Source organism: Buchnera aphidicola (Takecallis arundicolens) (genome assembly GCF_964058945.1).
In the GTDB taxonomy this organism is placed as follows: domain Bacteria; phylum Pseudomonadota; class Gammaproteobacteria; order Enterobacterales; family Enterobacteriaceae; genus Buchnera_L; species Buchnera_L aphidicola_AH.
In genome coordinates this window covers 251,168-275,347 of sequence record NZ_OZ060369.1, presented here as the reverse complement: position 1 = coordinate 275,347, position 24,180 = coordinate 251,168, and the positions used below count along the sequence as shown (strand labels likewise).

Here is a 24,180-nt window from a genome sequence, read left to right as displayed (position 1 = left end):
AGATGTATATTTTTTATTTTATTTTTTCATATAATCATCCATTGCGCTTTTGATATTATCTGATTTAGTACCAAAAATAATTTGTATTCCGAGTCCGGAAATTACTATTCCAGATGCACCAAGTTTTTTTATTTGAATTTGATTAACTAAATTAACATTATAAACAGTAATTCTAATTCGTGTAATACAAGCATCTAAATGTTGAATATTATTTATTCCTCCTAGCGCCTGAATTAATAATGGTGCTAATTTTTTTGGTTGTTGAATAATGATATTATCCCTAAAGTTTTCTCTTCCTGGAGTGATAAAATTGAAATATTTTATTAATGTGTAAAATATGATATAGTAAATACAACCATATGCAACACCAACCACTGGAAATAACCATATAGATTTTCCTTGTGCGCTTAATATTATAAAATCAATTAATCCATGAGAAAAACTTGTCCCTGCGTTCATACCAAATAAAATACATATAGGAAACGCAAGACCTGCTAAAATTGCATGTATAAAATATAATATCGGTGCAGTTAATAAAAATGAAAATTCAATGGGTTCTGTAATTCCAGTTAAAAATGCTGTTAATGCTGCAGAAATCATTAAACCACCAACTTTAGAGCGGTATTTTTTATGTGCACATCGCCAGATAGCACAAGCTGCTCCCGGTAATCCATACATTTTAAATAAAAATCCTCCTGCTAATTTTCCTGCAGTACGATCTCCAGCCATGTATCTTGCAATATCACCATGAAAAATTTGTCCTAGAGAATTTTTATATTCTCCTATTTGCATTTGAAACGGGACATTCCAAATATGGTGTAACCCAAATGGTACTAACATACGTTCTACAAAACCATAGATACCAAATGCAAGCATAGGATTTTGATAAGCTGCCCATTGTGAAAATGCTTGAATAACTTTACTAATTGGTGGCCATATTAGCGATAATATACAACCAAATAATATTGCACATAATCCTGCAATCATAGGAATAAAACGTTTACCAGCAAAAAAACCTAAATATTCTGGTAATTCAATTCTTGAGAACTGATTAAATAAATATGCTGTAATTGTTCCGGAGATAATACCTCCTAAAACACCAATATCACAAAAATGTTGGTTATTTGTACAAAGCACATTACTTTTTAAAACAATTGGGATCATAATAGATGTTGTTTGAGTCATAATTTCATGACAAACTACTGCTGCTAATGCAGCTACGCCGTCATTATTTGTGAAACCTAATGCAATACCTATAGAGAAAATTAATGGTATATTTTTAAATACGGCACCTCCTGCTGCTGCCATAATATGTGATGCTATTGGAGATATAATCGTAAAATTTGCTGATCCTACTCCTAATAAAATACCTGCTATTGGTAATACTGAAACTGGTAACATTAAAGATTTACCTAATTTTTGTAAATTTGAAAATAGATTTTTTAACATATATAATATTTCCTAAATATATTTTTATTTAAATTTATTATTATATTATTTAGATATATGAAATAATGAATAAAAATTTTTTTTAATAATTCTTGATATATCTATAACAGTAATATTTTTTAATGCAGAAACATATTGTGCAATATGTAATAAGTTTGCTGGTTGATTATATTTACCTCGATATGGTTCTGGTGTTAAATAAGGTGCATCAGTTTCAATGAGTAATCGATTTTTTGGAATAAATTTTACTATTTCTTTTACATGTAATGCATTTTTAAATGTTATAATTCCAGAAAAGGAAATATAAAATCCTAAATCCAAAAGTTTTCTTGCCATATCTTTATCGCCTGTAAAAGAATGTATAACACCAGTACAAGATAATGATTCTTGCGAAGATAAAATATTTATTGTTTCTTGTTGTGCATTTCGCGTATGTATAATTATCGGTATATTATATTTTATACTTAAATAAATATGTTTTTTAAATGAATCTATTTGAATATTTTTTGTAGTATTTTCATAATGAAAATCAAGACCAGTTTCACCTAATGCAATGATGTTATTATTATTAGAAATAATATTTTCTAATATATTTATATTATTTTTTTCATTAATACTTTTATGTAAAGGATGAATACCACAACTATGTAAAATATTTTTTTTGTTTTTGAAATTTTTATAAGAGTTTTTGTAATCATTAATAGATATAGCAACATTTAAAATTATTTTTACAGAATTATCATATGCTTGTTTTAATATATCTTGAATATTATGATGATATTTTGATACAATCGTGTTTAAGTGACAGTGTGAATCAATTAAATCCATATATATTCTCTTAAGTGATTATCTTTTCTTTAAAATTTGCCATTTTAATAATTGTTGTAAAATTAACAATTCATAATTTATATTATCAATGGTTATTAATTGATATCGGCATTGTATCCACGAATATAATATATTATTTAATGTAATATATGAATATTTTTTTGATATATTTTGAATTAAATATATTTGATCTGTATTAATGAAGTACGTAAAAATATTTGTTTTTAACTTTAAACTGTCCCACAATAATAATATTATCCAATAAATTTTATTTAATACATCAGTGGTGTTTAATTTTGGTAAGAGCATTAAAAAATTATTTTTATTAATTGCATCAGTAATATCTTCATAGAAATGTATTCTTTCAATCCAATTTTTTTTTTGTATGAAATTTTTTGCTAATTCAGGGTCATAATTATTAATACGTAATGCAATTAAACAATTTTTTTTTTTTATTGTAGTATTTTCTTTTAGCCAAGATAATCCGATGTTTTCATTTGGTGTAAATATTTGGTAAAATACACATCTACTTTTGAATGTACAGTGTATTTTGTTATATAATATATTACCAATAAAAAAAAAAGTATTTTTAGGTGGTTCTTCTATAATTTTTAATAATGCATTAATACTAAATATTGTTAATGATGTATAATTTGGAATCCATAAAATTTTATCATGACTTTGTTGTGCAGTATTTTTTATAATTTTAATAATATTACGAATTTTGTTAATTTCAAATATTTGGTTTGTATTTTTAGAGTGTAAAATGTAAAAATCAGGATGATTTTTTGTTTTAATTAGGATACATCCTGTACATTTTCCGCAACTTTTTTTTCCATTTTTTTTATTACAAAATATCCATCTAATTACAGCCCATATTATTTTATATGTATTTTGAATATTATATGATTCTATTAATATTGTATGATGTAATTTTTTATTTTGATAATTTGTAATAATATTTTTATAAGTTAAGTTTAACCACGGGTACCATATATTTTGCATGTTCTTAACCATTTTTTTAATTTATTTTTTATATCTTGGTGTACAATATCTATTTTTAGATTAGCATTAATAGTTAAGCTATTTTTATTTTTAGAAATTAAATGTAAATAAGTATTCCGAGTTCTTTGAAAAAAATTAATGTTATTATTTTCAATTGTATCTAATTTTCCTCTTTTTATCATGCGATGTAATGCATATTTTGGTATAATATCTAAATATATAGTTAAATCTGGTAAATAAGATTTAACAATGATTTTTTTTAAAAATATGATTAATTCTTTTTTAATTTTAAAACCACCACCTTGATATGCAAATGAAGATAATTCATACCGATCTGATATTACCCAAATATTATTTTTCAATGCTGGTGCAATTATATTTTGAATTAATTGCATACGGGAGGCATAAACAAGTAAAAGGATTGTTTTTTGGTTAATTATTTCATATGTGTAAAAATTTTTTATAAGATTCCTAATTTTTTCTGCTAAAGGTGTACCCCCAGGTTCACGAATTACAATATGTGGAATTTTGTATTTTTCTAAAATTTTTTTAATTAATTGACAAGCATGCGTTTTACCTGATCCATCAAGTCCTTCTAAAATAATAAATTTACTTTTATTATAAATAATATTTTTCATTGAATTGATGAAATTCTATTTATTTTTTTGAAGATATTGTACAATAAGGTCAATTGTATAAAGATTTTCAAGATCTGAATCTGGTATTTCAATTTCAAATTTTTCTTCTATAGCCATAGTAATTTCAATCATATCTAAAGAATCAACTTTTAACTCTTCAAATAAGTTAGTTTTTTCATTTATTTTTTCTATTTTAATATTCATAATATTAGAAATAATTTTCTTTATTTCATATTTAATTTTTTTCATAATATTTTTTTTTATCAGTAAATATATTTATTATATACAATCATTGAAATTTTGAATATGTATGTTATAAATTTAATTCATATATATTCCGCCATTTACATGAATAGTTTGTCCGGTAATATATGATGAGTATTTTGATGTTAAAAATAATACTATAGCAGCAATATCTTTTGCGGAACCAAATTTTTTCATTGGAATTTTGGATAAGCACTTTATTTTTTGACGTTCTGTCATTGTTTTAGTCATTCCTATATCTATAAAACCTGGTGCAATAACATTTGATGTAATACCTTTAGAAGCAACTTCTAAAGCGAGTGTTTTATTGAATCCAATTATTCCAGATTTTGATGCTGAATAGTTTATTTGTCCAATGTTTCCAGTATATCCAGAAACTGAACTTATTATAATAACTCTACCATATTTTTGTTTTATCATATTTCTTACAATTATTTTTGTAATAAGAAATATAGCTGTTAAATTAACTTTAAAAGTGTTATTCCAATCACATAAGTGCATATTAATTAATAATTTATCATTTTTAGCTGCAGCATTATGAATTAAGATATCAATTTTTTTAAATTGGTTATATATATTTTGTATACAATGTGATACTTGTTCTAGATTATTTAGGTCTAAAATTATACCAAATCCATTATGTTTTAATTGTTTATCTATAATATTTTTACCATTTATATTTTTAGAACTACCAATAACAAAAATCTTATTTTTAGATAGAGTTTTTGCAATTTCTTTTCCAATACCCCGACTTGCTCCAGTAATTAAAGCAATTTTTTTATTTTTTTGCATGATTAGTTTTATGTAATAAATTTAATGTTTGATTAATATTTTGAATAGTATTCATCGGTATTATATTGACATAATTTTTTTTGTGTAAATTTGTTAAAATATTATTCGTTCCCATTTCTAATATGATATTTGACATTGAATTTATTACATTCATTGTTTTTTCCCATTGTACGGGTTGAAATAATTGTTTTACTAATGATTTACGAATAGTATGTTTAGAAATTTGTTGTTTAACTGAGATACTATTGATAACTGGATATTTAGTTTTTTGAATATTTATTTTTTTTATTTGTTTCGTAAATTTTCGTTTAATTTTTTTCATAATATTACAATGGGCAGCTATATTAATTGGTAATATGATAGTTTTTGCACCCATGTTTTGACATATTATGCTTGTTTTTTGTACAGATTGTTTATATCCTGAAATAACAATTTGATTTTTAGAATTAATATTTGCAATGTTAACACTTTTTTTACATGAATTTTGTTTACATATTTTTAGTATTATTTTTTTTTCTAATCCAATAATAGCTTGCATTTGTGTTTCTAATCCTTTCATTTGTTTTTTCATTATAATTTCTCTTTTTTTTACTATTTTTAATCCGTCTAAAAATGTAATTGCATCACTACATACTAACGCAGAATATTCTCCTAAACTATGTCCAGAAGAAATTACAGGATTTATTCCTCCTATCTTTTTCCAAAATCGATAAATAGCTACCGAAGTAGTTAATATTATTGGTTGAATATGTATATCTTGTTTGGTTATATATGTTTTTTTTTGAATTGCTTTCCAGATATTATAGTGTAAGTGTTCTGAAGCTTCTTCAAAAGTTTTTTTAATAATACTATCTTGATTATTTAGACATAATATTCGGTGTATATTTTGTTTTCCCTGTCCAGGAAAAATCATTGCTATTTTGAAAATCATATTATATCCTTTATCTATCAACAAAAGTTTTATTAGTATATATTTTTTATTTTGTGCAATATAATGTTTAACATAAATAAATTGTTTTTATTTATGTTAAAGTTTTTTAAAATATATTAATTAGTATTATTTTTTTTAAAAATAGATTTACCTTGATAAAAAAATTTTTTTGTCATGCAGTGACGTATATGAATTTCTTTACTAAATTTATCTTGTGATAAAGTGGGCATACATAGTTTATCATGAGATCTTCTCATGCCTCTTTTTGAACGAGTTGGTTTACTTTTTTGCACTGCCATATTTACATTTCCTATATAAAGTATATTTTTTTATTATTTTATCTATTTTGAAAAAATTCTATAAATCGATTTGCTATTGGAGCGTAAATATAATATTTTTTATAGTTTCTTGGATGGTGAAATGTAATTTTAGAAGCATGTAATAAAATTTTTTTATTTTTTTTTTTAAAGTTAATTTTACGATCTAGTAAATTGTTTCCATAAATATTATCAAAGACAATTGGGTGTCCAATATATGCAGCATGTACACGGATTTGATGTGTTCGTCCAGTTTTTGGTATAATTTCTACTAATGTATTTTTATCAAACCGTTTTTTTATTTTAAAAATACTTAATGCTTCTTTTCCAAATGGATCTGTTGTAATAATTTTTTGACCATTTTGTAACTTTTTTTTAGATAGTGGTATAGAAATATGTTGTTTATTTATTTTTAAAACGCCATGTACTATAGCAGTATAACTTTTATAAACTTTTTTTTCTTGAAATTGCTGATGTATATTTTTTAAAACAGATTTTTTTTTTGATAACATTAATATTCCAGAAGTATTACGATCGATACGGTGTATTAGTTCTAAAATTCGATAATTTTCTTTTAGTGATCTAAATATTTCTATAATTCCAAATTTTACACCACTGCCACCATGTACTGCAATTCCAGTAGGTTTATTAATAATTAATAAATCTCGATCTTCAAATAAAATGTAAGAATAAAATTTTTTTTTTATAATGTTGTTTAAAATAAGGTTTTTATTTTTTTTTAATTCCAATTTTTTTGTGTATGAAACGATATCTCCTGTTTGTATTTTATAATATGGTTTAATTTTTTTTGAGTTAATTTTAATATATCCTGTTCTTAACATTTTATATAATGTATTTTTTGTAATTTTTTGAAATTTTTTACGTATAAAATTATCGATTCGTTGGTGATTTATATCATTCGTAATTTTTATACTTAAAATATGTTGACTATCCATACTGCTCCGTAAAAAACTACTTTTTAATATATTGCTTTCATATTTTTTATTTTTAAATATAGTATTATTATTTTATATTAAGAATACTAATACTTTGTAAGTATTTTTATTATTATACATTATAAAAATATTTTGATATTACTTAAATGATTATAATATTAATATGTTAATTTAATACCTAGAAATATTTATTATTTGTAAATTTAAAATATATTAATGTAAATTTATATTTTATATAAATATTTTATATAGTTTGATTTATTTAGGTGTATGTATAATGAATTATTAATGTTAGTTATGTATACATATAAAAATAAATATTATATAATTAATATGATGTTAATAATTTATATGTACATTAATAGTTTATTGAAGAAATAATTATGTATGTTTTATGTTTTATATTTTAAAAAGTAATTATATATTTTTAAAACTAACAAAATGTTATTTTTTTTAAATATTTATTATATTATATAAATTATTAATATTAAATTTATATCAATTATGATTTTGTATATTATTTTTCAATAATACGTTTTATATATAATATGTGATATAATATATTTATTTTTTTATATATTCCGTGCAAATATATTTATTATCGAATTAGAATTTATATGAAGTATATAAGTATATTATATAATATAATTATGTTTTAATTAGAATTTTAAAAAATTATCTTTAGTATTTTATAAAACATATCTTATATACAGATAATTTTTATATTGTACGTTAATTGAAATATTTATTAACAATATGAATCTTTTAAAATCGTTTATTAATATTAGTTTATTAACTTTATTTTCAAGAATATTGAGTTTTATACGTGATTTTATTATTGCTTATACATTTGGAGTATCAATATCAACTGATGCATTTTTTGTAGCTTTTAAGATACCTAACTTATTGAAAAGGATATTTGCAGAAGGAGCATTTTTACAAATTATTATTCCTATTTTTATTCAATATAAAAAACAAAATAGCAATATTACTAGAAAATTTTTTTCTGCTATTTTTGGTTTTATGATTTTAATATTATGTTTTTTAACTTTCATTGGTATGTATTTTGCTCCTTACATTATTTGTATAATTGTACCAGGTTTTTTTAAAAAAAAATTATTATTTAAATTAACTGTTAAGTTATTAAGAATTACTTTTCCTTATATTTTTTTTATTTCTTTATCTTCTTTAACAACTGCTATTCTTAATATTTGGAATTGTTTTTTAATACCGGTATGTTCACCAATTTTATTAAATAGTAGCATGATTATATCTTCATTATTTTTTACAAAATTTTTTCATACTCCAATTTTTGCTTTGTCTTGGTCCGTTGTTTTTGGAGGAATTTTACAATTTTTATATCAATTTTTATTTTTAAAACGAATTAATATGTTAGTTCCACCAACAATCAATTTTAAAATACTAAATGTATCTAGCTTGTTAAAAAAAATTGGTTTAGGTGTACTTGGTGTATCAGCGAATCATATTTCTTTATTAATTAATAGTATTTTATCTTCTTTATTTATGTCAGGTTCAGTATCTTGGATGTATTATGCAGATAGGTTAATTGAATTTCCAGTTGGTATATTAGGTATATCGCTTGGTACAATATTATTATCATCTTTAACGAAAAGCATTGTGTATAAGAAGAAAGATCAATTTTGTAAATTAATTGATTGGGCTATGCGTATTAGTTTTATAATTGGATTACCTAGTTCAATTATGTTATATGTTTTATCTCATCCTTTAATTACGGTGTTATTTCAATATGGTAAGTTTACAAAATTTGATACTATGATGACAGAAAGGTCATTAATAGGGTATTCTGTAGGATTGTTAGGATTAGTATTAGTAAAGATTCTTTCTCCTGCATTTTATGCTCGTCAAGATGTTAAAACACCTATGATTATCTCTTTTATAACTATTTGTATTACACAAATTATTAATTTATTTTTTTTGTGTATGAAGTTTGGTAATTTAGGTTTATCATTATCAATTAGTTTTTCAGCTTGGTTTAATTGTATTTTATTATATTGGACTTTATATCGAAAACATTTATTCAAATTTCAACCTGGTTGGTTTTATTTTATATTAAAGATTATAATTTCTACAGTAATGATGTTTATTATGTTAATATTGATTTTAAATTTTATTCCTAGTTGGAATTTCGGTAGTGTTTGGTATAAAGCGACTAGATTATTGATGGTTTTTATATTTTCTTGGATAATATATTTTATAATATTATTTTTATTTGGAATTCGTATACACCAGTTTTACTTTAAGATATAGAAACTTTAAAAAGTTATATTATAATATTATCTGATTTTTTATGAATTAATTTAAATCATTATTTGATATTATGTACAACATATTATTTATTTCAAATTGGAGGAGGAGGGATTCGAACTCTCGGATAAGTATTACTTATCGGCGGTTTTCAAGACCGCTGCCTTAAACCACTCGGCCACTCCTCCGAATGTAATTTTAAATTAATGTGTTGTAGTATGTTAAAATTCAATGTATACTTTCTATATACTAATACAATTAGCATTGTATGTAAAGTTTTTTATTTACTATATCAAATAATTATTTAGGTACAATCTTATATAATATTATATTTTAATAAAAAAAGTTAGACAATATTTGTAATATTGATTACAATATAAATTAGCATTAAATTTTTGGCGCGTTGGCAGATTGGTTATGTGGCGGACTGCAAATCCGTATAATCTGGTTCAATTCCAGAACGCGCCTAAAATATTTGCCCGGATGGTGAAATAGGTAAACACAAGGGACTTAAAATCCCTCGGCTTAACAGCTTTGCGGGTTCGATTCCCGCTCTGGGCATAAAATTATATTATTTTATTTAGTAGATACTTCATAAAGATTAAAATGTTTTTTTGTTTTCAATATTTTATAATTTCCAAAATATTTAATAAATATTTTTTTACATGATATATTTGAATGTAATACTATTCTTAATTTTCCATTCTTTTTTAAAAAATTTTTTGATTCTTTAATTATTTTATAAATAATACTTAAATTATTTAAATTTCCGTAATGTGTTGGAGGATTAGTTATTATTAAATCAAATTTATCTTTTACGTTTGAAAAAATATTACTATAATAAACTCTACCAATCATCTTATTGATTCGAAGAGTATAACTACTACAAAATAATGCTGTACTATTGTTATCAATAAGAGTAATTTTTACTAATGGTGAATATTTTTTTAATATAGCAGATAATACACCTGAACCTGATCCAATATCTAATACTTTACCTGTATGTATTGTATTAAAACTATGAATCATTAATTGACTACCTAAATCTAATTTTTTATAATCAAATATTCCAGGTAAAGTTACGATTGTGGTATTATATATTACATATTTTTTGCAATATTCTTTTAAAGAAAATTTAGGTATTTCTTTTATTTTACCATAATATAATGCACATTTTTTTTTATAACTAATTTTTTTAAAATAAATCCAATTTTTAAACAAATTACAAATACTATTAATACCGAATTTGTTTTTTCCTACTATAAAAATTTCTTTATTTTGTGTAAGTTGTGCACATATATATGTTAACTGAAAAATTAATTCAATTTTATTCCGAATCAAAAAAAATATTATGATATCGCAATCTTTAATAAAACTTTTTCTAGGTAACATTCTAAAACAAACATTTTTTTTTATTTTATAACATGATATATTGTCATGATAATATTTTTGTATATGTATTTTTATTTTTTTTGAAATTATGTGTAAAAAGTTTTGATCGTGAATATTTCCAGAAAAAAGTACTTTTTTGTTTATAAATTGATGTTTATACTGAATAACGATTTTACTTTCATCAGTTAAATACAATATAAATTATCCTCTATGAATAAAAATGTATATTTGAAATTATAATTATAATACTTAAATTTTATAATATAATATTATATTACATATGATTTTAAAAAATTTTTTTATGTTACAAAATAATCCTATTGAATTTAAAGGTAGTGTTTTTACATTTTTAGTACTATATATTAAAAACCATATTATAAATCTAGTAAAGAATGCAATATCCAAAAAAATTAAAGAATCACCAGTATTTTTTAAAGATGCATATGTTATGTTAAATATTTCGCATCTCACAGCATCAGTTAACTGGAATGATATGTATAAAGCAATTATTTCAACTGGATTACGTATTATTGGTATTTGCGGATATGTTGATTGTATTTTAAAAAGTATTGTAGTTCGATCTGGTTTACCTATTTTTAATGATGGTAAAACTATTTTAAATAATAAAAATTATTTACAAAAAAATAATTTTTTAAATTTTAAAAATAATAAATCAGTAATTATTACTAAACCAGTTAGATCAGGACAAAAGATTTACGTTAAACAATCAGATTTAATTATTACCAATAATGTCAGTACAGGTGCAGAATTAATTTCTGGTGGTAATATTCATATTTATGGAAAAATGAGAGGACGTGCTTTAGCAGGTGTACATGGAGATAATACAAGACATATCTTTTGTACACAGTTTTTTGCTGAAATTGTTTCAATCTCAGGAGAGTATGTATTATTAGATCAGGTTTCTTCTAGTTTATTAGGATGTAGTGCGCATGTTTTTTTAAATAAAAATATTTTATATGTTAAATCGTTAACATAAATTCTATTAAAATATGGAATAAATATATGGCTCGTATTATTGTAGTTACCTCTGGTAAAGGGGGGGTAGGTAAAACTACATCCAGTGCAGCAATTGCAACTGGTTTTGCACAATGTGGAAATAAAACTATAGTAATCGATTTTGATATTGGATTACGTAATTTAGATTTGATTATGGGTTGTGAAAGACGTGTTGTGTATGATTTAATTAATGTATTAGAAGGAGATGCAAACATTCAACAAGCAATTATTAAAGATAAATATACAGACAATTTATTTATTTTACCTGCTTCACAAACTAGAAATAAAGACGCATTAACTAAAGATGGTTTGCATGTAATTTTTAAAAAATTATTAGATATGAATTTTGATTTTATTATTTGTGATTCTCCGGCTGGTATTGAAGATGGTGCTATTTTAGCAATGTATTTTGCTGATGAAGCCATTATTGTTACAAATCCTGAAGTATCCTCTGTTAGGGATTCTGATCGTATTTTAGGTATTATTGCTGCACAGTCACGTAGAGCAGAAAATAATTTATTTCCTGTGAAAGAATATTTATTATTAAATCGATATGATGTAATTCGAGTAAAAAATGGAGAAATGTTAAGTATGGATGATGTTTTGGATATTTTACGTATTCCAATCATTGGAGTTATTCCTGAGGATTCGTCTGTATTAAAAGCATCGAATCAAGGTGAATCAATTATACTTAATAAAAAATCTAAGGCAGGACAAGCGTATCATGATACAATTAATAGATTACTTGGTAAAAAATGTAATTTTCGTTTTTTACACGAAGAAAAAAAAAATTTTTTTAAAAGATTGTTTTGGAGATAAACAATGTCATTATTAGATTTTTTTTTATCTCGTAAAAAAAATACAGCACATATAGCAAAAAAAAGATTACAAATGGTGTTTTTTAAACAAAAACAATATGTACATTATTCCAGGCATTTTATAAAATTAAAAAAAGAAATTTTATTTACAGTGGATAAATATATACAAATGAAACCAAATATATTTACGGTTCATGCAAATCAAAAAGATCCTAATGTTTTTATTTTAGAATTACGAGTAATATGGAAAAAGTAAAATCTTTATTTTATATAATAAGATATTAATGATTTTTATGTGGATAATACCATGAATGAAAAAGTTATTATTTTTGATACATCATTACGAGATGGAGAACAAGCTTTACAGGCCAGTTTAAGTGTGAAAGAAAAATTGCAAATTGCTTTAGCTTTAGAGAGGATGAAAGTTGATGTTATGGAAGTTGGTTTTCCAATTTCTTCACCTGGTGATTTTAATTCCGTTCGAGAAATTTCAAAAAATATTAAAAATACAATAATATGTAGTTTAGCACGTTGTGTTGAAAAAGATATTGATGCAGCTGCAGATGCTATGTCTGTATTAGATAATTTTAGAATTCATGTTTTTTTAGGGACTTCAAATTTACATATGCAATCTAAATTAAGAAAAAATTTTGGTGAAATTGTAAATATGGCAATTCATTCTATTAAATATGCTAAACGTTATACAAATGATATAGAATTTTCTTGTGAAGATGCTGGGCGAACATCTTTAGATAATTTATGCAAAATTGTTGAATGTGCTATTTCTGCTGGTGCAAATACAATTAATATTCCAGATACAGTAGGTTATACTTTACCAAATCAATTTAGTAATATTATTAAAGTATTATATGACAAGGTACCAAATATTGATCAAGCAGTGCTTTCTGTACATTGTCATGACGATTTAGGAATGGCAGTTGGTAATTCAATTTCAGCAATTTTATCTGGAGCTAGACAAATTGAAGGTACTATGAATGGTATTGGTGAACGTGCAGGAAATGCAGCATTAGAAGAAGTAATTATGGCAATTAAATCCCGTCAAGATATATTAAAAGTACATACAAATATTGAATTTAAAGAAATATACCGCACAAGTAAAATTATTAGTCAAATTTGTAATATGCCTATACCAGCAAATAAGGCAATAATAGGTAGTAATGCTTTTTCGCATTCTTCTGGAATACACCAAGATGGTATCCTAAAAAATAGAAAAAATTATGAAATTATTGCTCCACAAGAAATTGGTTTAAAAGAAGTACAATTAAATTTAACTTCACGTTCAGGACGGGCAGCTGTACGGCATCGCATGCAACAAATGGGTTATCAGGATAGTGAATATCATATTGATGAATTATATGTTTCATTTTTAAAATTAGCAGATAAAAAAGGTCAGGTTTTTGATTATGATTTGGAAGCTTTAGCTTTTATAAATAATCAACAAGAAACACCAGAATATTTTCGGTTAGAATACTTTAATGTCAAATCTAGTACCAGTGGTTCTGCTACTGCTTCAGTGACTTTAGTGTGTGGAAAGGAGATTGTTACTAAATCTGCTACAACTAGTAACGGTCCTGTTGATGCTGTCTACCGTGCTTTACAGAAAATTTCAAGTTATAAAATTTTATTACAAAAATTTCAATTATTTGCAAAAGGTCAGGGTAAAGATGCTTTAGGGCAAGTGGATATTATTGTAGATTATCGGGATAGAAAATTTCACGGAATCGGATTAGCAACTGATATTATCGAGTCTTCAGCACAAGCTATGGTAAATGTTTTAAATAGTATTTGGCGAGCTAATCAAGTTATTCTAACATTAAATAAATCGAATGAACTTTAATATTAATTAAATGGATTATATATATTATAAAAATATTTTTTATTATATTTTTTAAATATTTATTGAAAGAGTGTTTTAATATGGAAAAAAAATTTCATTTAGCAATTTTACCTGGAGATGGTATTGGTCCTGAAGTAATGCACGAAGCATATAAAATTTTAAGTATTTTAAAAAAAAAATGCTTTATTAATTTTATTTTTCATGAATATGATATTGGTGGAGTTGCAATTGATAAACATGGTACTGCTTTACCAATACATACGTTAATAGGTTGTGAAAAATCAGATGCAATTTTACTAGGTTCTGTTGGTGGACCTAAATGGAATAATTTGCCTGATGAAAAACAACCAGAACGTGGTGCTTTACTTCCATTAAGAAAACATTTTAATTTATTTGCAAATATTAGACCTTCTATTTTATATACTGAATTACGAGATTTATCTCCTTTACGTCAAGATATTATTAATACTAATATCAATATATTATGTGTGCGTGAATTAATTAGCGGAATATATTTTGGAAAATCACAAAAAAAGCATAGTGTTGAATTTGGGGACTATGCTTTTGATACTGAACTATATTATCAATCTGAAATTTATAGAATAGCAGATATGGCATTTAAAATTGCACAACAAAGGAATAATAAACTTACATCAATTGATAAGGCTAATGTTTTAAAAAGTTCTAAGTTATGGAGAGAAACCGTTAATAATGTAGCTAAAAATTATCCAAAAGTGCAATTATCACATTTGTATATTGATAATGCAGTTATGCAAATTATTAAAAACCCAAGTCATTTTGATGTAATATTATGTTCTAATTTGTTTGGGGATATTGTATCAGATGAATGCGCAGCTATTACTGGGTCAATAGGTATGTTAGCTTCAGCAAGTTTGAATGAAAAAAATTTTGGTATGTATGAACCAGCTGGAGGATCTGCACCAGACATTCAAGGTAAAAATATTGCAAATCCAATTGCTCAAATTCTATCAATTGCATTATTATTACGTTATAGTATGAAGTTATATGAATTATCCGATGCAATTTTTGAAACTATTAAACAAGTTTTAAAAAAAGGTTACAGAACATTTGACCTTTCAAATAATAAAAAAGATTATGTTAATACTAACCAAATGGGAGATATAATTTCCCAAACGTTACTTAAAGAGATATAATATGGGAAAAACATTATATGAAAAACTGTATAACAGCCATATAGTTCATACAGATACACAAAATACATCGATTTTATATGTTGATTTACATTTAATTCATGAAGTGACTTCTCCACAAGCATTTAGCGGTTTACGTTTAAAAAATAGAAAAATTCGTTGTCCGTCAAAAACATTTGCAACAATGGATCATAACGTTTCCACTAAAACAAGTAATGTTAATTTATTAGATCATATGGCTCGTAATCAAATACAAGCATTATCTAATAATTGTCATGAGTTTAATGTTTCGTTATTTGATTTAAATCATGAAAATCAAGGTATTGTGCATGTGATAGGACCGGAACAGGGCATGACATTACCTGGAATGTTAATTGTGTGTGGTGATTCGCATACTTCAACACATGGTGCTTTTGGTGCTTTAGCATTTGGAATTGGGACATCAGAAGTTGAACATGTACTTGCAACTCAAACAATTAAACAAAAACGTTATAAAACGATGAAAATAGATGTTTCTGGTAAGTTAAATGATAATATTAGTCCTAAGGATATAATTTTATTTATTATTAATCAGGTTGGTGTTTCTGGAGGTACAGGATATGTAATTGAATTTACTGGTACAACAGTATCTCAGTTAAGTATGGAAGGTAGAATGACATTATGTAATATGGCAATAGAAATGGGTGCAAAATCAGGTATTATTGCTCCTGATGAAATAACTTTTCAATATTTAAAAAATAAAAATTTTACACCTAAGGGTTTTAATTGGAATAATGCTATAAAATATTGGAATACTTTGAAATCGGATGACGATGCTTGTTTTGATAAATCATTATCAATAGATATTACTAATCTTGCTCCTCAAGTTACATGGGGTACAAATCCTAGTCAAGTTATTTCAATTGATAAACCTATTCCATCAATTGAATCATTTCAAGATATTTCTACAAAAAAAGCAGCAGAAAAATCGTTATTATATATGGGATTACAATCAGGATTATTTTTAACAGATATTGAAATCAATAAAGTTTTTATTGGATCATGTACTAATTCTCGAATAGAAGATTTACGATTAGCTGCTAAAATGATTTGTAATAAACATGTTCATGAAAAAGTCACAGCAATTGTTGTCCCAGGTTCGAAACTTGTTAAAAAACAAGCTGAAAAAGAAGGGTTAGATAAAATTTTTATTCATGCTGGATTTGAATGGAGGCTGCCTGGTTGTTCAATGTGCTTAGGAATGAATGATGATCAATTAAATCCTGAGGATAGATGTGCTTCAACAAGTAATCGTAATTTTGAACATCGGCAAGGTCATAGAGGTCGTACACATTTAGTTAGTCCTGCTATGGCAGCAGTTGCTGCATTATTTGGTAAATTTAAAGATATTAGAAAAATAAAATAATATATAACGTTTTTTTGGAGTTAAATATTGAAAAAATTTATTAGTCATACTGGTATTATAGCACCTTTAGATATCTCTAATGTTGATACTGATGCTATTATACCAAAACAATTTTTACAAAAAATTGATAAAACTGGATTTTCAGAAAGTTTATTTTATAATTGGCGATTTATTAAGGGTAACATACATACTTTAGATACAAATTTCGTTTTGAATAAACCAAATTATTTTCAATGTAGTATTTTAATTACAAGAAATAATTTTGGTTGTGGTTCATCTAGAGAACATGCAGTATGGGCTTTATTAGATTATGGTTTTCGTGCTATTATTGCTCCAAATTTTGCAGATATTTTTTACAGTAATAGTTTTAACAATCATTTGTTATTAATTACATTATCTGAAAATAAAGTGAATAATATTTTTAATATGATTTATAAAAAACCTGGTATACAAGCTACTATTAATTTAAAAAATAATGAATTGATAATTCTCGATAAAAAATATTTTTTCGAAATTGATAATTTTTATCGTTCTTGTTTATTACAAGGGCTAGATAATATTGATGTAACATTGAAACATGAAGATAAAATTATTCAATATGAAAAAAAAATACCAAATTTTTATCAATTAAAATCAACTATTTAATCATCATGTATAATGCAACTACATATATTTTATTTTATAAGTGAAAATATGTAGTTTGTTATATTTTTTTATTTTTTATATAACTTGGGTTGTTTAAATAATTTAAGTGGATATTTTCTAATAATAAAAAATTACTTTTTTTATCTTCTATTTGTGTTAATTTAATCATATCTTGTGCATAAGATGTATTAATATTTTTAATATATAAAAATGGATTTTTTATATTTTGAAAATAAAAAATTCCGGATCCAACCATATACCATATTTCTTGCAAGGAATAAATTTTTTCATATGCTTGATGTATAGTTAATAATAATTCTTTACCTATCCAATCATGTTTTTCATTTTTTTTATATTGAACCCAATATAATTTTGTTTTATTAGCAATATTACACACAATAACTTTTTTTATTTGGTATAAACGCCATGCTTGTTCTGCAAGTATTTTTAAGGTGGAAATCCCAATTAGATTAATATTATGTGGGATTGATAATCCTTGAGCAATACTTGCACTTAATCTAATTCCAGTAAAACTTCCAGGTCCAATAAAAAAAGAAAGAATTTTAAAATTTTTTATTGTTATATGATTTATAGTTAACAAACTATTAAGTGTTGTTAAAATATTTTTTTCGTGATTTTTATGACATTGATCAATTTTATAATAAAGGATGTTGTTATATAATATAGCAATTACATTATGTTGTAAGGAACAATCAATAGATAATATATTATGATGTTTTGTATTGTGCATTATTTTAATAACCTGATTATGTTTTTTATCATTCAATATGCAATAAGATTTTTATATTTATTATTTTTTAAACTTTTACTATTATTTTATTGATATATTTATAAATTAATGTATTTTTTATAATAATTTATTTATTTGAATTAATTTTTGAAAATTTTCCTGTAATTGTTTCTAAAATATCTAAGGGAGTAATTAATCCTTGTATAATACCAAATTTATTTGTTACAATAATAATATTACTTTTTGTATGTTTTAAAGTCCCAATTACATGAATTGGATTTACAGTATCTAATACTATAATTGGTGATTTTAGTATAGGAAATTTTTTAATATCAAATTTATGATAATCAAAATGTATTAATAATTCTTTTAATTGAATTATTCCAATCATATTATCTAATGTATCTTTACATAATGGGAATATACTATGAGGTGTATTTAATAATTGTATTTTAATGTTATTAACATGATTGACTGTATTAATCCATATAATTTTTTTTCTAGGGGTCATAATACTTCGAATAGATCGTTCTGTTAAAGTTAATATATTTTTAATCATATATTTTTCTTCATCTTGAAAATTATTCTTATAAAGAGGAAGTATATGACGCATTGTATTTTTTATTTTTTTACTTTGTATATTTATTTTTTTATTACTGTTTTTTTGCATTATACTGAAAATAATTTCAGTTACATGTTGTCGAATTGGTTTTAAAGATTCGTGTTTTATAAGATTTTTTGAAATAAATTGATTTAACTTTTCAATCAACAATGAAAATCCTATTGCGCAATACATGTATCCTTTAGTTACATATACTCCAAAAGATTCTAAAACTAAATTAACACCAATAATTAATAGAAAACTTAAACATAATACTACAATTGTTTGATGTTCGTGAATGAATTTTGTTAATGATTTTGATGCTATTAACATTATAAATGTTGCAATTATTACTGCAAAAATCATGATAAACAATTTATTTACCATGCCAACTGCAGTAATAATAGAATCTAATGAAAAAATAATATCTACAATTATAATTTGAAAGATAATAGTCAAAAATCCAGAATAATGTTGATTATTTGGATGGTTATTTACACATACTTCTAATTTTTCATGTAGTTCAATGGTTGCTTTAAATACTAAAAATAACCCTCCAGATAATAGTATTAAGTCATGCCCAGATAAAGTAAAATATTTATTGCTAAAAATAGGATCAGTTAATGTTGTCATCCATGATATTGTACTGAGTAAAATTAATCGTATAGTTAATGATATTCCTAAACCTATGAAACGAGCTTTATCTCTTTTATTTGGAGGTAGTTTATCTATTAATATAGCAATAAAAATTAAATTATCAATACTTAATACTATTTCTAATAAAACAAGAGTTAATAATCCAACCCATGTTGCTGGATTTAACAAGCATACCATGAACAAACTCCATAAAAAGTAATAGATAATTTAGTTTATAAAATGTATTTTAAAATTATTATTCATAAGTTTTATCATGCAATGCGTCAATTCTGTTTTGTACTGGAGGGTGTGAAGAAAATAAATTGAAGAAAGATTTTGTTTGTCCATGAATACAGTATGTTTTGATATCTTCAGGTGGTCTAGGTTCAGTAACTTCTTTAAATCTTACGAGCAATCGAATCATTCGATCCCACCCAACACGTTTTGCTGCATCAGCATCTGCTTTAAATTCACGATATCTTGAAAAAGCCATAACAATTATACTTGCTAACATACCAAATATCGCTTGTAAAAGCATAGTAGATACATAATTAATTAAAAAACCATACGATCTAACATAATTTGAGTTTCTATATGTAGATAACATATTCATAATTGATCGTGAGAAGATTGTAGAAACAAAAAATACAAATGTATTAATTACACCTTGTATTAAAGCTAATGTAATCATATCACCATTAGCAACATGACTTAACTCATGTGCAATTACAGCTTGTAATTGGTCTTTATCCATTACATCAAGAAGTTTATTCGAAAATGCTACTAAAGAACTATTTCTGCTGTAACCAGTAGCAAATGCATTTACTGAATTTGAAGTATAAATTGCAACCTCTGGTGCTTTAATACCTAGTTGATTAGATTGATATCTTACTGCATTTAAAATCCATGCTTCCATTGATGTCTGAGGTTTATAAATAATTCTTCCATTGGTAGATCGAAGAGCAGACCATTTTGATAATAATAATGATGTAATTGAACCGGTAAATCCAACAAGGGAAGAAAAAATAATTAGTGCTCTGATACTATTTGATTCAATTCCGGTCAAAAATAATACTGTTCCAAACATAAATGTAACAGACAAATTAGTGAGTAAAAATAGAATGACTCGTATCATATAATTATATTTTCCTATTTTAAATAAATTTTATATTTTAATATGTTATAAAAACATGAATTAATTTAATAACTTTATATTTTATAAAAAAGAAAATTATTAAGTTGTATTGGGTATATTACTTATTATATTTTTAAAAATATTTTTATTTAATTTTTTTTGAAAAAGATAATCCTTTTGTTCCTGCTGGATATAATTGCACTTTTATTTGGTTTTTTTTCCAGGCATTACTAATAGAATCAATCCATTTCCATGAGGTTTCAATTTCTTCTTTAGATACAAATAATGACTGATCGTTTTTCATACTTTCTAATAATAACCGTTCATATGCATCTGCAATTTTATTTTGTGTAATTTCATGATAATTAAAATTTAAATATGCTGTTTTTAGTTTATATTTACAATTTATATCAGGTTTTTTATTTAAAAATTCAATTTCTATACCTTCATTTGGTTCTAATTTAATACGTAATTTATTTACATAATTTTTGTTAATATTATCTTGAAATATTGTATTTGGTATATTTTTTAAATACATCGTAATTTCAGTTTTTTTTACATGCATGCGTTTACCAGTTTTTAAATAAAAAGGTACACCATACCATTGTGGATTATCAATGTTTGCTTTAATTAAAACAAATGTTTCGATATCACTGTTTTTTTCTGAACTATTTTCTTTAATATATGCAGGTACTATATTACCATTAATCACACCTGAACTGTACTGTCCGCGTAATGTATTTGTATGCACATTACTTGAATCAATTATTCGTAATGATTTTAAGACTTTAATTTTTTCTTTTCTTATATTATATGAATCTAGTTTTTTTGGAGATGACATTGTAATCAAACTTAATATTTGTAACAAGTGATTTTGTACCATATCTTTCGTTTGACCAATACTATTAAAATATGACCATCTATTTTCTATTCCTATTGTTTCAGCAACAGTAATTTTCACGTATTTAATAGTAGTATTATTCCAAATATTATGAAACATGGGATTTGCGAAACGTAATATTAATAAATTTAGTATTGTTTCTTTTCCTAAATAATGATCTATTCTAAATATTTGATTTTCGTGAAAATATTTATTTAATTGTTGATTAATAATTTTTGATGATTGTAATGATACACCGATTGGTTTTTCTACAATAATTCGATTTGGTTGATTATTATATTTTATTTTACCCAATCCTGTACAAATGTCATTAAATTTATTAGGGGGTACAGCAAAATAATATATTTTAGTATTTGTAGATTCTTGTAATATATTTTTTAAATGAATAAAATTGTTTATTTTAGTAACATCAAGATTATAAAAATATAATTTTTTTTTAAATTTATTCCAGATATTATAATCGATGACATCATTGTTAAATTGATTTAATGCTTTAAATACTACACTGGAATAATGATTATGATCCCAATCGGCGCGTCCTACTCCAATAATTCGAGTATTTATGTGCAATAATTTTTGTAATTCTAATCGATATAAGGAAGGTATTAATTTTCTGCAAGATAAATCACCTTTTGCTCCAAAAATTACTAAATCATGTGGTTTAATATTGTTTATCTTCACGTATTCCTCTTTAAGATGTTTTATTTTTTAATATTTAAAAATAATATATTATAAAGGTTAATTTTTGATATCAAAAAAAAACTTAAAATAATCTTATATTAGTTCATAAATTAATTTTAATAAATTTAAATATATATATTTTATAAAATATTTTATATGATTATTTATTACACGTATAATTATTTCATAATTACAATTTTTTTTAATTTTAATTTATCCAAAACATTATGGTTGAATAAAATGAATTTAAGTAGAAGAAGAACAAAAATAGTTATTACCTTAGGTCCAACAACAGATCAGAATGATAATCTTGAAAAATCTATTTTAGCAGGTGCAAGTATATTACGTTTAAATTTTTCTCATGGTACGCAAGAAGAACATGAAAGTCGAGCATATCATGCATTTCAAATTATTAAAAAACTTGGTTGTCATGTGGCAATGTTGGGAGATTTGCAAGGACCAAAAATTCGTATATCTGGTTTTAAAAAAAAATACGTATTTTTAATACCAGGTAAAAAATTTATATTAGATATAAATCTACCAAGTAATCAAGGTAGTGAAACCAGGGTTGGTATAGATTATAAAGAATTATCAACAGATTTAAAAATAAATGATATTTTATTATTAGATGATGGTCGTATACAATTAAAAGTTTTAAAAATTTATGATACTCAAGTAATTACACAAGTTTTAATTGGTGGTAAATTATCAAATAATAAAGGTGTTAATAAACTTGGAGGAGGGTTATCTGCAGAATCTTTAACAGAAAAAGATAAAAAAGATATTATTATTGCTTCTAACATTGGAGTAGATTATTTATCAGTATCTTTTCCCCGACATCCAAGAGATATAATGTTAGCAAGAGAACTATCAAGTGCATTAGGTAATTATCCAAAAATAATTGCAAAAATGGAACGTGCAGAAGTAGTATCAAATGTTAATATTATGAAAAGAATGATTCTAGCATCTGATGCAATTATGGTTGCAAGAGGTGATTTAGGTGTTGAAATTGGTGATTCTGAATTGGTTGGTGTACAAAAAAAACTTATTAAGTATGCAAGACAATTAAATCGAATAGTAATTACTGCTACACAAATGATGGAATCTATGGTACATAATCCCATTCCAACTCGTGCAGAAGTTATGGATGTTGCAAATGCTGTTCTAGATGGTACTGATGCAGTTATGTTATCTGCTGAAACTGCAACGGGATATTATCCATCTGAGACAGTACAAGCAATGTCTAATATTTGTAAGGGTGCAGAAAAAATACCAAGTATGCACGTTTCTAAACATCGAATTGGAATACATTTTAACAATATTGAAGAAACTATTACAATGTCTGCAATGTATTCCGCAAATCATTTAAATGGTGTAAGTGCAATTATTACATTAACAGAATCTGGTTTAAGTGCTTTATTAACTTCGAGAATTAGTTCAGGTTTGCCAATTTTTGCATTATCTAAACATCAAAATGTATTAAATTTAGTATCTTTATATCGTGGTGTAGTACCAATTTATTTTAATAGCCCAAATAAAGATTTAAAAGTAGCTAATGATGCAATTTTTTTGCTATTAAAGAAAAATTTATTAAAAATTGGAGATATTATTATTATTACACAAGGTGATATTATGGGAAAATCTGGTAAAACTAATATTCATAGAATTTTAAAAGTTTAATTTTTTTATATACAATTTATAT

Annotated in this window: 23 protein-coding genes and 3 tRNA genes; 11 read left to right on the top strand and 15 right to left on the bottom strand. The window is 24.1% G+C overall.

Annotation, left to right across the window (positions count from 1 at the left end; all coding sequences use genetic code 11):
- Positions 1 to 18: 18 nt before the first annotated feature.
- The 9 genes from ptsG to AB4W50_RS01220 all read right to left on the bottom strand — a co-directional run bounded on the left by ptsG (position 19) and on the right by AB4W50_RS01220 (position 7,180).
- Positions 19 to 1,449: a PTS glucose transporter subunit IIBC gene (ptsG, locus tag AB4W50_RS01260; protein ID WP_367676971.1), complete on the bottom strand. Its 1,431-nt coding sequence runs from the start codon at positions 1,447 to 1,449 to the stop codon at positions 19 to 21.
- Between the two features lie 45 nt (positions 1,450 to 1,494).
- Positions 1,495 to 2,277 carry a TatD family hydrolase gene (locus AB4W50_RS01255; RefSeq protein ID WP_367676970.1) on the bottom strand — a complete coding sequence of 261 codons (783 nt, stop codon included), beginning with the start codon at positions 2,275 to 2,277 and terminating at the stop codon, positions 1,495 to 1,497.
- Between the two features lie 18 nt (positions 2,278 to 2,295).
- On the bottom strand, positions 2,296 to 3,282 hold the full coding sequence (locus AB4W50_RS01250; protein WP_367676969.1) for a DNA polymerase III subunit delta' C-terminal domain-containing protein: 987 nt from the start codon (positions 3,280 to 3,282) through the stop codon (positions 2,296 to 2,298).
- Positions 3,255 to 3,920: a dTMP kinase gene (gene tmk / locus AB4W50_RS01245; protein ID WP_367676968.1), complete on the bottom strand. Its 666-nt coding sequence runs from the start codon at positions 3,918 to 3,920 to the stop codon at positions 3,255 to 3,257. The genes AB4W50_RS01250 and tmk overlap by 28 nt, the downstream gene beginning before the upstream one ends.
- A gap of 15 nt (positions 3,921 to 3,935) precedes the next feature.
- Positions 3,936 to 4,169 carry an acyl carrier protein gene (locus tag AB4W50_RS01240; protein WP_367676967.1) on the bottom strand — a complete coding sequence of 78 codons (234 nt, stop codon included), beginning with the start codon at positions 4,167 to 4,169 and terminating at the stop codon, positions 3,936 to 3,938.
- Between the two features lie 72 nt (positions 4,170 to 4,241).
- Positions 4,242 to 4,976: a 3-oxoacyl-ACP reductase FabG gene (gene fabG, locus AB4W50_RS01235; RefSeq protein WP_367676966.1), complete on the bottom strand. Its 735-nt coding sequence runs from the start codon at positions 4,974 to 4,976 to the stop codon at positions 4,242 to 4,244.
- Positions 4,963 to 5,907: an ACP S-malonyltransferase gene (locus AB4W50_RS01230; protein WP_367676965.1), complete on the bottom strand. Its 945-nt coding sequence runs from the start codon at positions 5,905 to 5,907 to the stop codon at positions 4,963 to 4,965. Before AB4W50_RS01230 ends, fabG begins: the two co-directional genes overlap by 14 nt.
- A 116-nt stretch (positions 5,908 to 6,023) precedes the next feature.
- Positions 6,024 to 6,206: a 50S ribosomal protein L32 gene (gene rpmF, locus AB4W50_RS01225; protein WP_367676964.1), complete on the bottom strand. Its 183-nt coding sequence runs from the start codon at positions 6,204 to 6,206 to the stop codon at positions 6,024 to 6,026.
- Positions 6,207 to 6,244: 38 nt separating this feature from the next.
- Positions 6,245 to 7,180, bottom strand: coding sequence for an RluA family pseudouridine synthase (locus AB4W50_RS01220; protein ID WP_367676963.1), 936 nt, complete (start codon positions 7,178 to 7,180; stop codon positions 6,245 to 6,247).
- Positions 7,181 to 7,936: 756 nt separating this feature from the next.
- On the opposite strand from AB4W50_RS01220, the gene murJ reads away from it, so the two are divergent.
- Positions 7,937 to 9,469, top strand: coding sequence for a murein biosynthesis integral membrane protein MurJ (gene murJ / locus AB4W50_RS01215; RefSeq protein ID WP_367676962.1), 1,533 nt, complete (start codon positions 7,937 to 7,939; stop codon positions 9,467 to 9,469).
- 97 nt (positions 9,470 to 9,566) lie between these two features.
- Here murJ and AB4W50_RS01210 read toward each other — a convergent pair.
- Positions 9,567 to 9,654 (bottom strand) — tRNA-Ser (locus AB4W50_RS01210).
- 209 nt (positions 9,655 to 9,863) lie between these two features.
- Here AB4W50_RS01210 and AB4W50_RS01205 point away from each other — a divergent pair.
- Both AB4W50_RS01205 and AB4W50_RS01200 read left to right on the top strand, forming a co-directional pair.
- A tRNA-Cys gene (locus AB4W50_RS01205) sits at positions 9,864 to 9,934 on the top strand.
- Between the two features lie 9 nt (positions 9,935 to 9,943).
- Positions 9,944 to 10,027 (top strand) — tRNA-Leu (locus tag AB4W50_RS01200).
- Positions 10,028 to 10,042: 15 nt separating this feature from the next.
- Here the strand turns inward: AB4W50_RS01200 and rsmC are convergent.
- A complete protein-coding gene (rsmC, locus tag AB4W50_RS01195; protein ID WP_367676961.1) occupies positions 10,043 to 11,053 on the bottom strand; it encodes a 16S rRNA (guanine(1207)-N(2))-methyltransferase RsmC in 1,011 nt (336 codons plus the stop codon).
- Between the two features lie 85 nt (positions 11,054 to 11,138).
- Here rsmC and minC point away from each other — a divergent pair, with 85 nt between their 5' ends.
- The 7 genes from minC (at position 11,139) to leuD (ending at position 17,773) form a co-directional block, all read left to right on the top strand.
- Positions 11,139 to 11,855 carry a septum site-determining protein MinC gene (gene minC / locus AB4W50_RS01190; RefSeq protein WP_367676960.1) on the top strand — a complete coding sequence of 239 codons (717 nt, stop codon included), beginning with the start codon at positions 11,139 to 11,141 and terminating at the stop codon, positions 11,853 to 11,855.
- 26 nt (positions 11,856 to 11,881) lie between these two features.
- Positions 11,882 to 12,694 carry a septum site-determining protein MinD gene (minD, locus tag AB4W50_RS01185; RefSeq protein ID WP_367676959.1) on the top strand — a complete coding sequence of 271 codons (813 nt, stop codon included), beginning with the start codon at positions 11,882 to 11,884 and terminating at the stop codon, positions 12,692 to 12,694.
- 3 nt (positions 12,695 to 12,697) lie between these two features.
- A complete protein-coding gene (gene minE / locus AB4W50_RS01180; protein ID WP_367676958.1) occupies positions 12,698 to 12,949 on the top strand; it encodes a cell division topological specificity factor MinE in 252 nt (83 codons plus the stop codon).
- A gap of 51 nt (positions 12,950 to 13,000) precedes the next feature.
- Positions 13,001 to 14,551, top strand: a complete 1,551-nt coding sequence (leuA, locus tag AB4W50_RS01175) for a 2-isopropylmalate synthase (RefSeq protein ID WP_367676957.1) — start codon at positions 13,001 to 13,003, stop codon at positions 14,549 to 14,551.
- 80 nt (positions 14,552 to 14,631) lie between these two features.
- Positions 14,632 to 15,726 carry a 3-isopropylmalate dehydrogenase gene (leuB, locus tag AB4W50_RS01170; protein WP_367676956.1) on the top strand — a complete coding sequence of 365 codons (1,095 nt, stop codon included), beginning with the start codon at positions 14,632 to 14,634 and terminating at the stop codon, positions 15,724 to 15,726.
- 1 nt (position 15,727) lies between these two features.
- Positions 15,728 to 17,128 (top strand): 3-isopropylmalate dehydratase large subunit, encoded by a 1,401-nt coding sequence (gene leuC / locus AB4W50_RS01165; RefSeq protein ID WP_367676955.1) that lies wholly within the window; start codon positions 15,728 to 15,730, stop codon positions 17,126 to 17,128.
- A 27-nt stretch (positions 17,129 to 17,155) separates the two neighbouring features.
- Complete coding sequence (leuD, locus tag AB4W50_RS01160) at positions 17,156 to 17,773, top strand: 3-isopropylmalate dehydratase small subunit (RefSeq protein WP_367676954.1); 618 nt, start codon at positions 17,156 to 17,158, stop codon at positions 17,771 to 17,773.
- Between the two features lie 58 nt (positions 17,774 to 17,831).
- Here the strand turns inward: leuD and tsaB are convergent, their stop codons facing one another.
- The 4 genes from tsaB to zwf all read right to left on the bottom strand — a co-directional run bounded on the left by tsaB (position 17,832) and on the right by zwf (position 22,478).
- Entirely contained in the window at positions 17,832 to 18,524 is a 693-nt protein-coding gene (gene tsaB / locus AB4W50_RS01155) for a tRNA (adenosine(37)-N6)-threonylcarbamoyltransferase complex dimerization subunit type 1 TsaB (RefSeq protein WP_367676953.1), read from the bottom strand.
- A gap of 127 nt (positions 18,525 to 18,651) precedes the next feature.
- Complete coding sequence (locus AB4W50_RS01150) at positions 18,652 to 19,959, bottom strand: TerC family protein (RefSeq protein WP_367676952.1); 1,308 nt, start codon at positions 19,957 to 19,959, stop codon at positions 18,652 to 18,654.
- A 58-nt stretch (positions 19,960 to 20,017) separates the two neighbouring features.
- The gene (htpX, locus tag AB4W50_RS01145; protein ID WP_367676951.1) at positions 20,018 to 20,896 is read right to left on the bottom strand and encodes a protease HtpX; all 879 of its coding nucleotides are present in this window, start codon (positions 20,894 to 20,896) and stop codon (positions 20,018 to 20,020) included.
- A 145-nt stretch (positions 20,897 to 21,041) separates the two neighbouring features.
- Positions 21,042 to 22,478, bottom strand: coding sequence for a glucose-6-phosphate dehydrogenase (gene zwf / locus AB4W50_RS01140; protein WP_367676950.1), 1,437 nt, complete (start codon positions 22,476 to 22,478; stop codon positions 21,042 to 21,044).
- A gap of 240 nt (positions 22,479 to 22,718) precedes the next feature.
- Here zwf and pyk point away from each other — a divergent pair, with 240 nt between their 5' ends.
- Positions 22,719 to 24,158 carry a pyruvate kinase gene (gene pyk / locus AB4W50_RS01135; RefSeq protein ID WP_367676949.1) on the top strand — a complete coding sequence of 480 codons (1,440 nt, stop codon included), beginning with the start codon at positions 22,719 to 22,721 and terminating at the stop codon, positions 24,156 to 24,158.
- Positions 24,159 to 24,180 lie beyond the last annotated feature (22 nt).

Coding starts and splice junctions, on each gene's coding strand:
- AB4W50_RS01230 (WP_367676965.1), bottom strand. CDS start 5,907: ATGATTTTCAAAATAGCAATGATTTTTCCTGGACAGGGAAAACAAAAT.
- rpmF (WP_367676964.1), bottom strand. CDS start 6,206: ATGGCAGTGCAAAAAAGTAAACCAACTCGTTCAAAAAGAGGCATGAGA.
- minD (WP_367676959.1), top strand. CDS start 11,882: ATGGCTCGTATTATTGTAGTTACCTCTGGTAAAGGGGGGGTAGGTAAA.
- AB4W50_RS01250 (WP_367676969.1), bottom strand. CDS start 3,282: ATGCAAAATATATGGTACCCGTGGTTAAACTTAACTTATAAAAATATT.
- leuC (WP_367676955.1), top strand. CDS start 15,728: ATGGGAAAAACATTATATGAAAAACTGTATAACAGCCATATAGTTCAT.
- leuB (WP_367676956.1), top strand. CDS start 14,632: ATGGAAAAAAAATTTCATTTAGCAATTTTACCTGGAGATGGTATTGGT.
- murJ (WP_367676962.1), top strand. CDS start 7,937: ATGAATCTTTTAAAATCGTTTATTAATATTAGTTTATTAACTTTATTT.
- leuA (WP_367676957.1), top strand. CDS start 13,001: ATGAATGAAAAAGTTATTATTTTTGATACATCATTACGAGATGGAGAA.
- ptsG (WP_367676971.1), bottom strand. CDS start 1,449: ATGTTAAAAAATCTATTTTCAAATTTACAAAAATTAGGTAAATCTTTA.
- AB4W50_RS01220 (WP_367676963.1), bottom strand. CDS start 7,180: ATGGATAGTCAACATATTTTAAGTATAAAAATTACGAATGATATAAAT.
- tmk (WP_367676968.1), bottom strand. CDS start 3,920: ATGAAAAATATTATTTATAATAAAAGTAAATTTATTATTTTAGAAGGA.
- htpX (WP_367676951.1), bottom strand. CDS start 20,896: ATGATACGAGTCATTCTATTTTTACTCACTAATTTGTCTGTTACATTT.
- minC (WP_367676960.1), top strand. CDS start 11,139: ATGATTTTAAAAAATTTTTTTATGTTACAAAATAATCCTATTGAATTT.
- AB4W50_RS01150 (WP_367676952.1), bottom strand. CDS start 19,959: ATGGTATGCTTGTTAAATCCAGCAACATGGGTTGGATTATTAACTCTT.
- pyk (WP_367676949.1), top strand. CDS start 22,719: ATGAATTTAAGTAGAAGAAGAACAAAAATAGTTATTACCTTAGGTCCA.
- fabG (WP_367676966.1), bottom strand. CDS start 4,976: ATGCAAAAAAATAAAAAAATTGCTTTAATTACTGGAGCAAGTCGGGGT.
- AB4W50_RS01240 (WP_367676967.1), bottom strand. CDS start 4,169: ATGAAAAAAATTAAATATGAAATAAAGAAAATTATTTCTAATATTATG.
- AB4W50_RS01255 (WP_367676970.1), bottom strand. CDS start 2,277: ATGGATTTAATTGATTCACACTGTCACTTAAACACGATTGTATCAAAA.
- tsaB (WP_367676953.1), bottom strand. CDS start 18,524: ATGCACAATACAAAACATCATAATATATTATCTATTGATTGTTCCTTA.
- minE (WP_367676958.1), top strand. CDS start 12,698: ATGTCATTATTAGATTTTTTTTTATCTCGTAAAAAAAATACAGCACAT.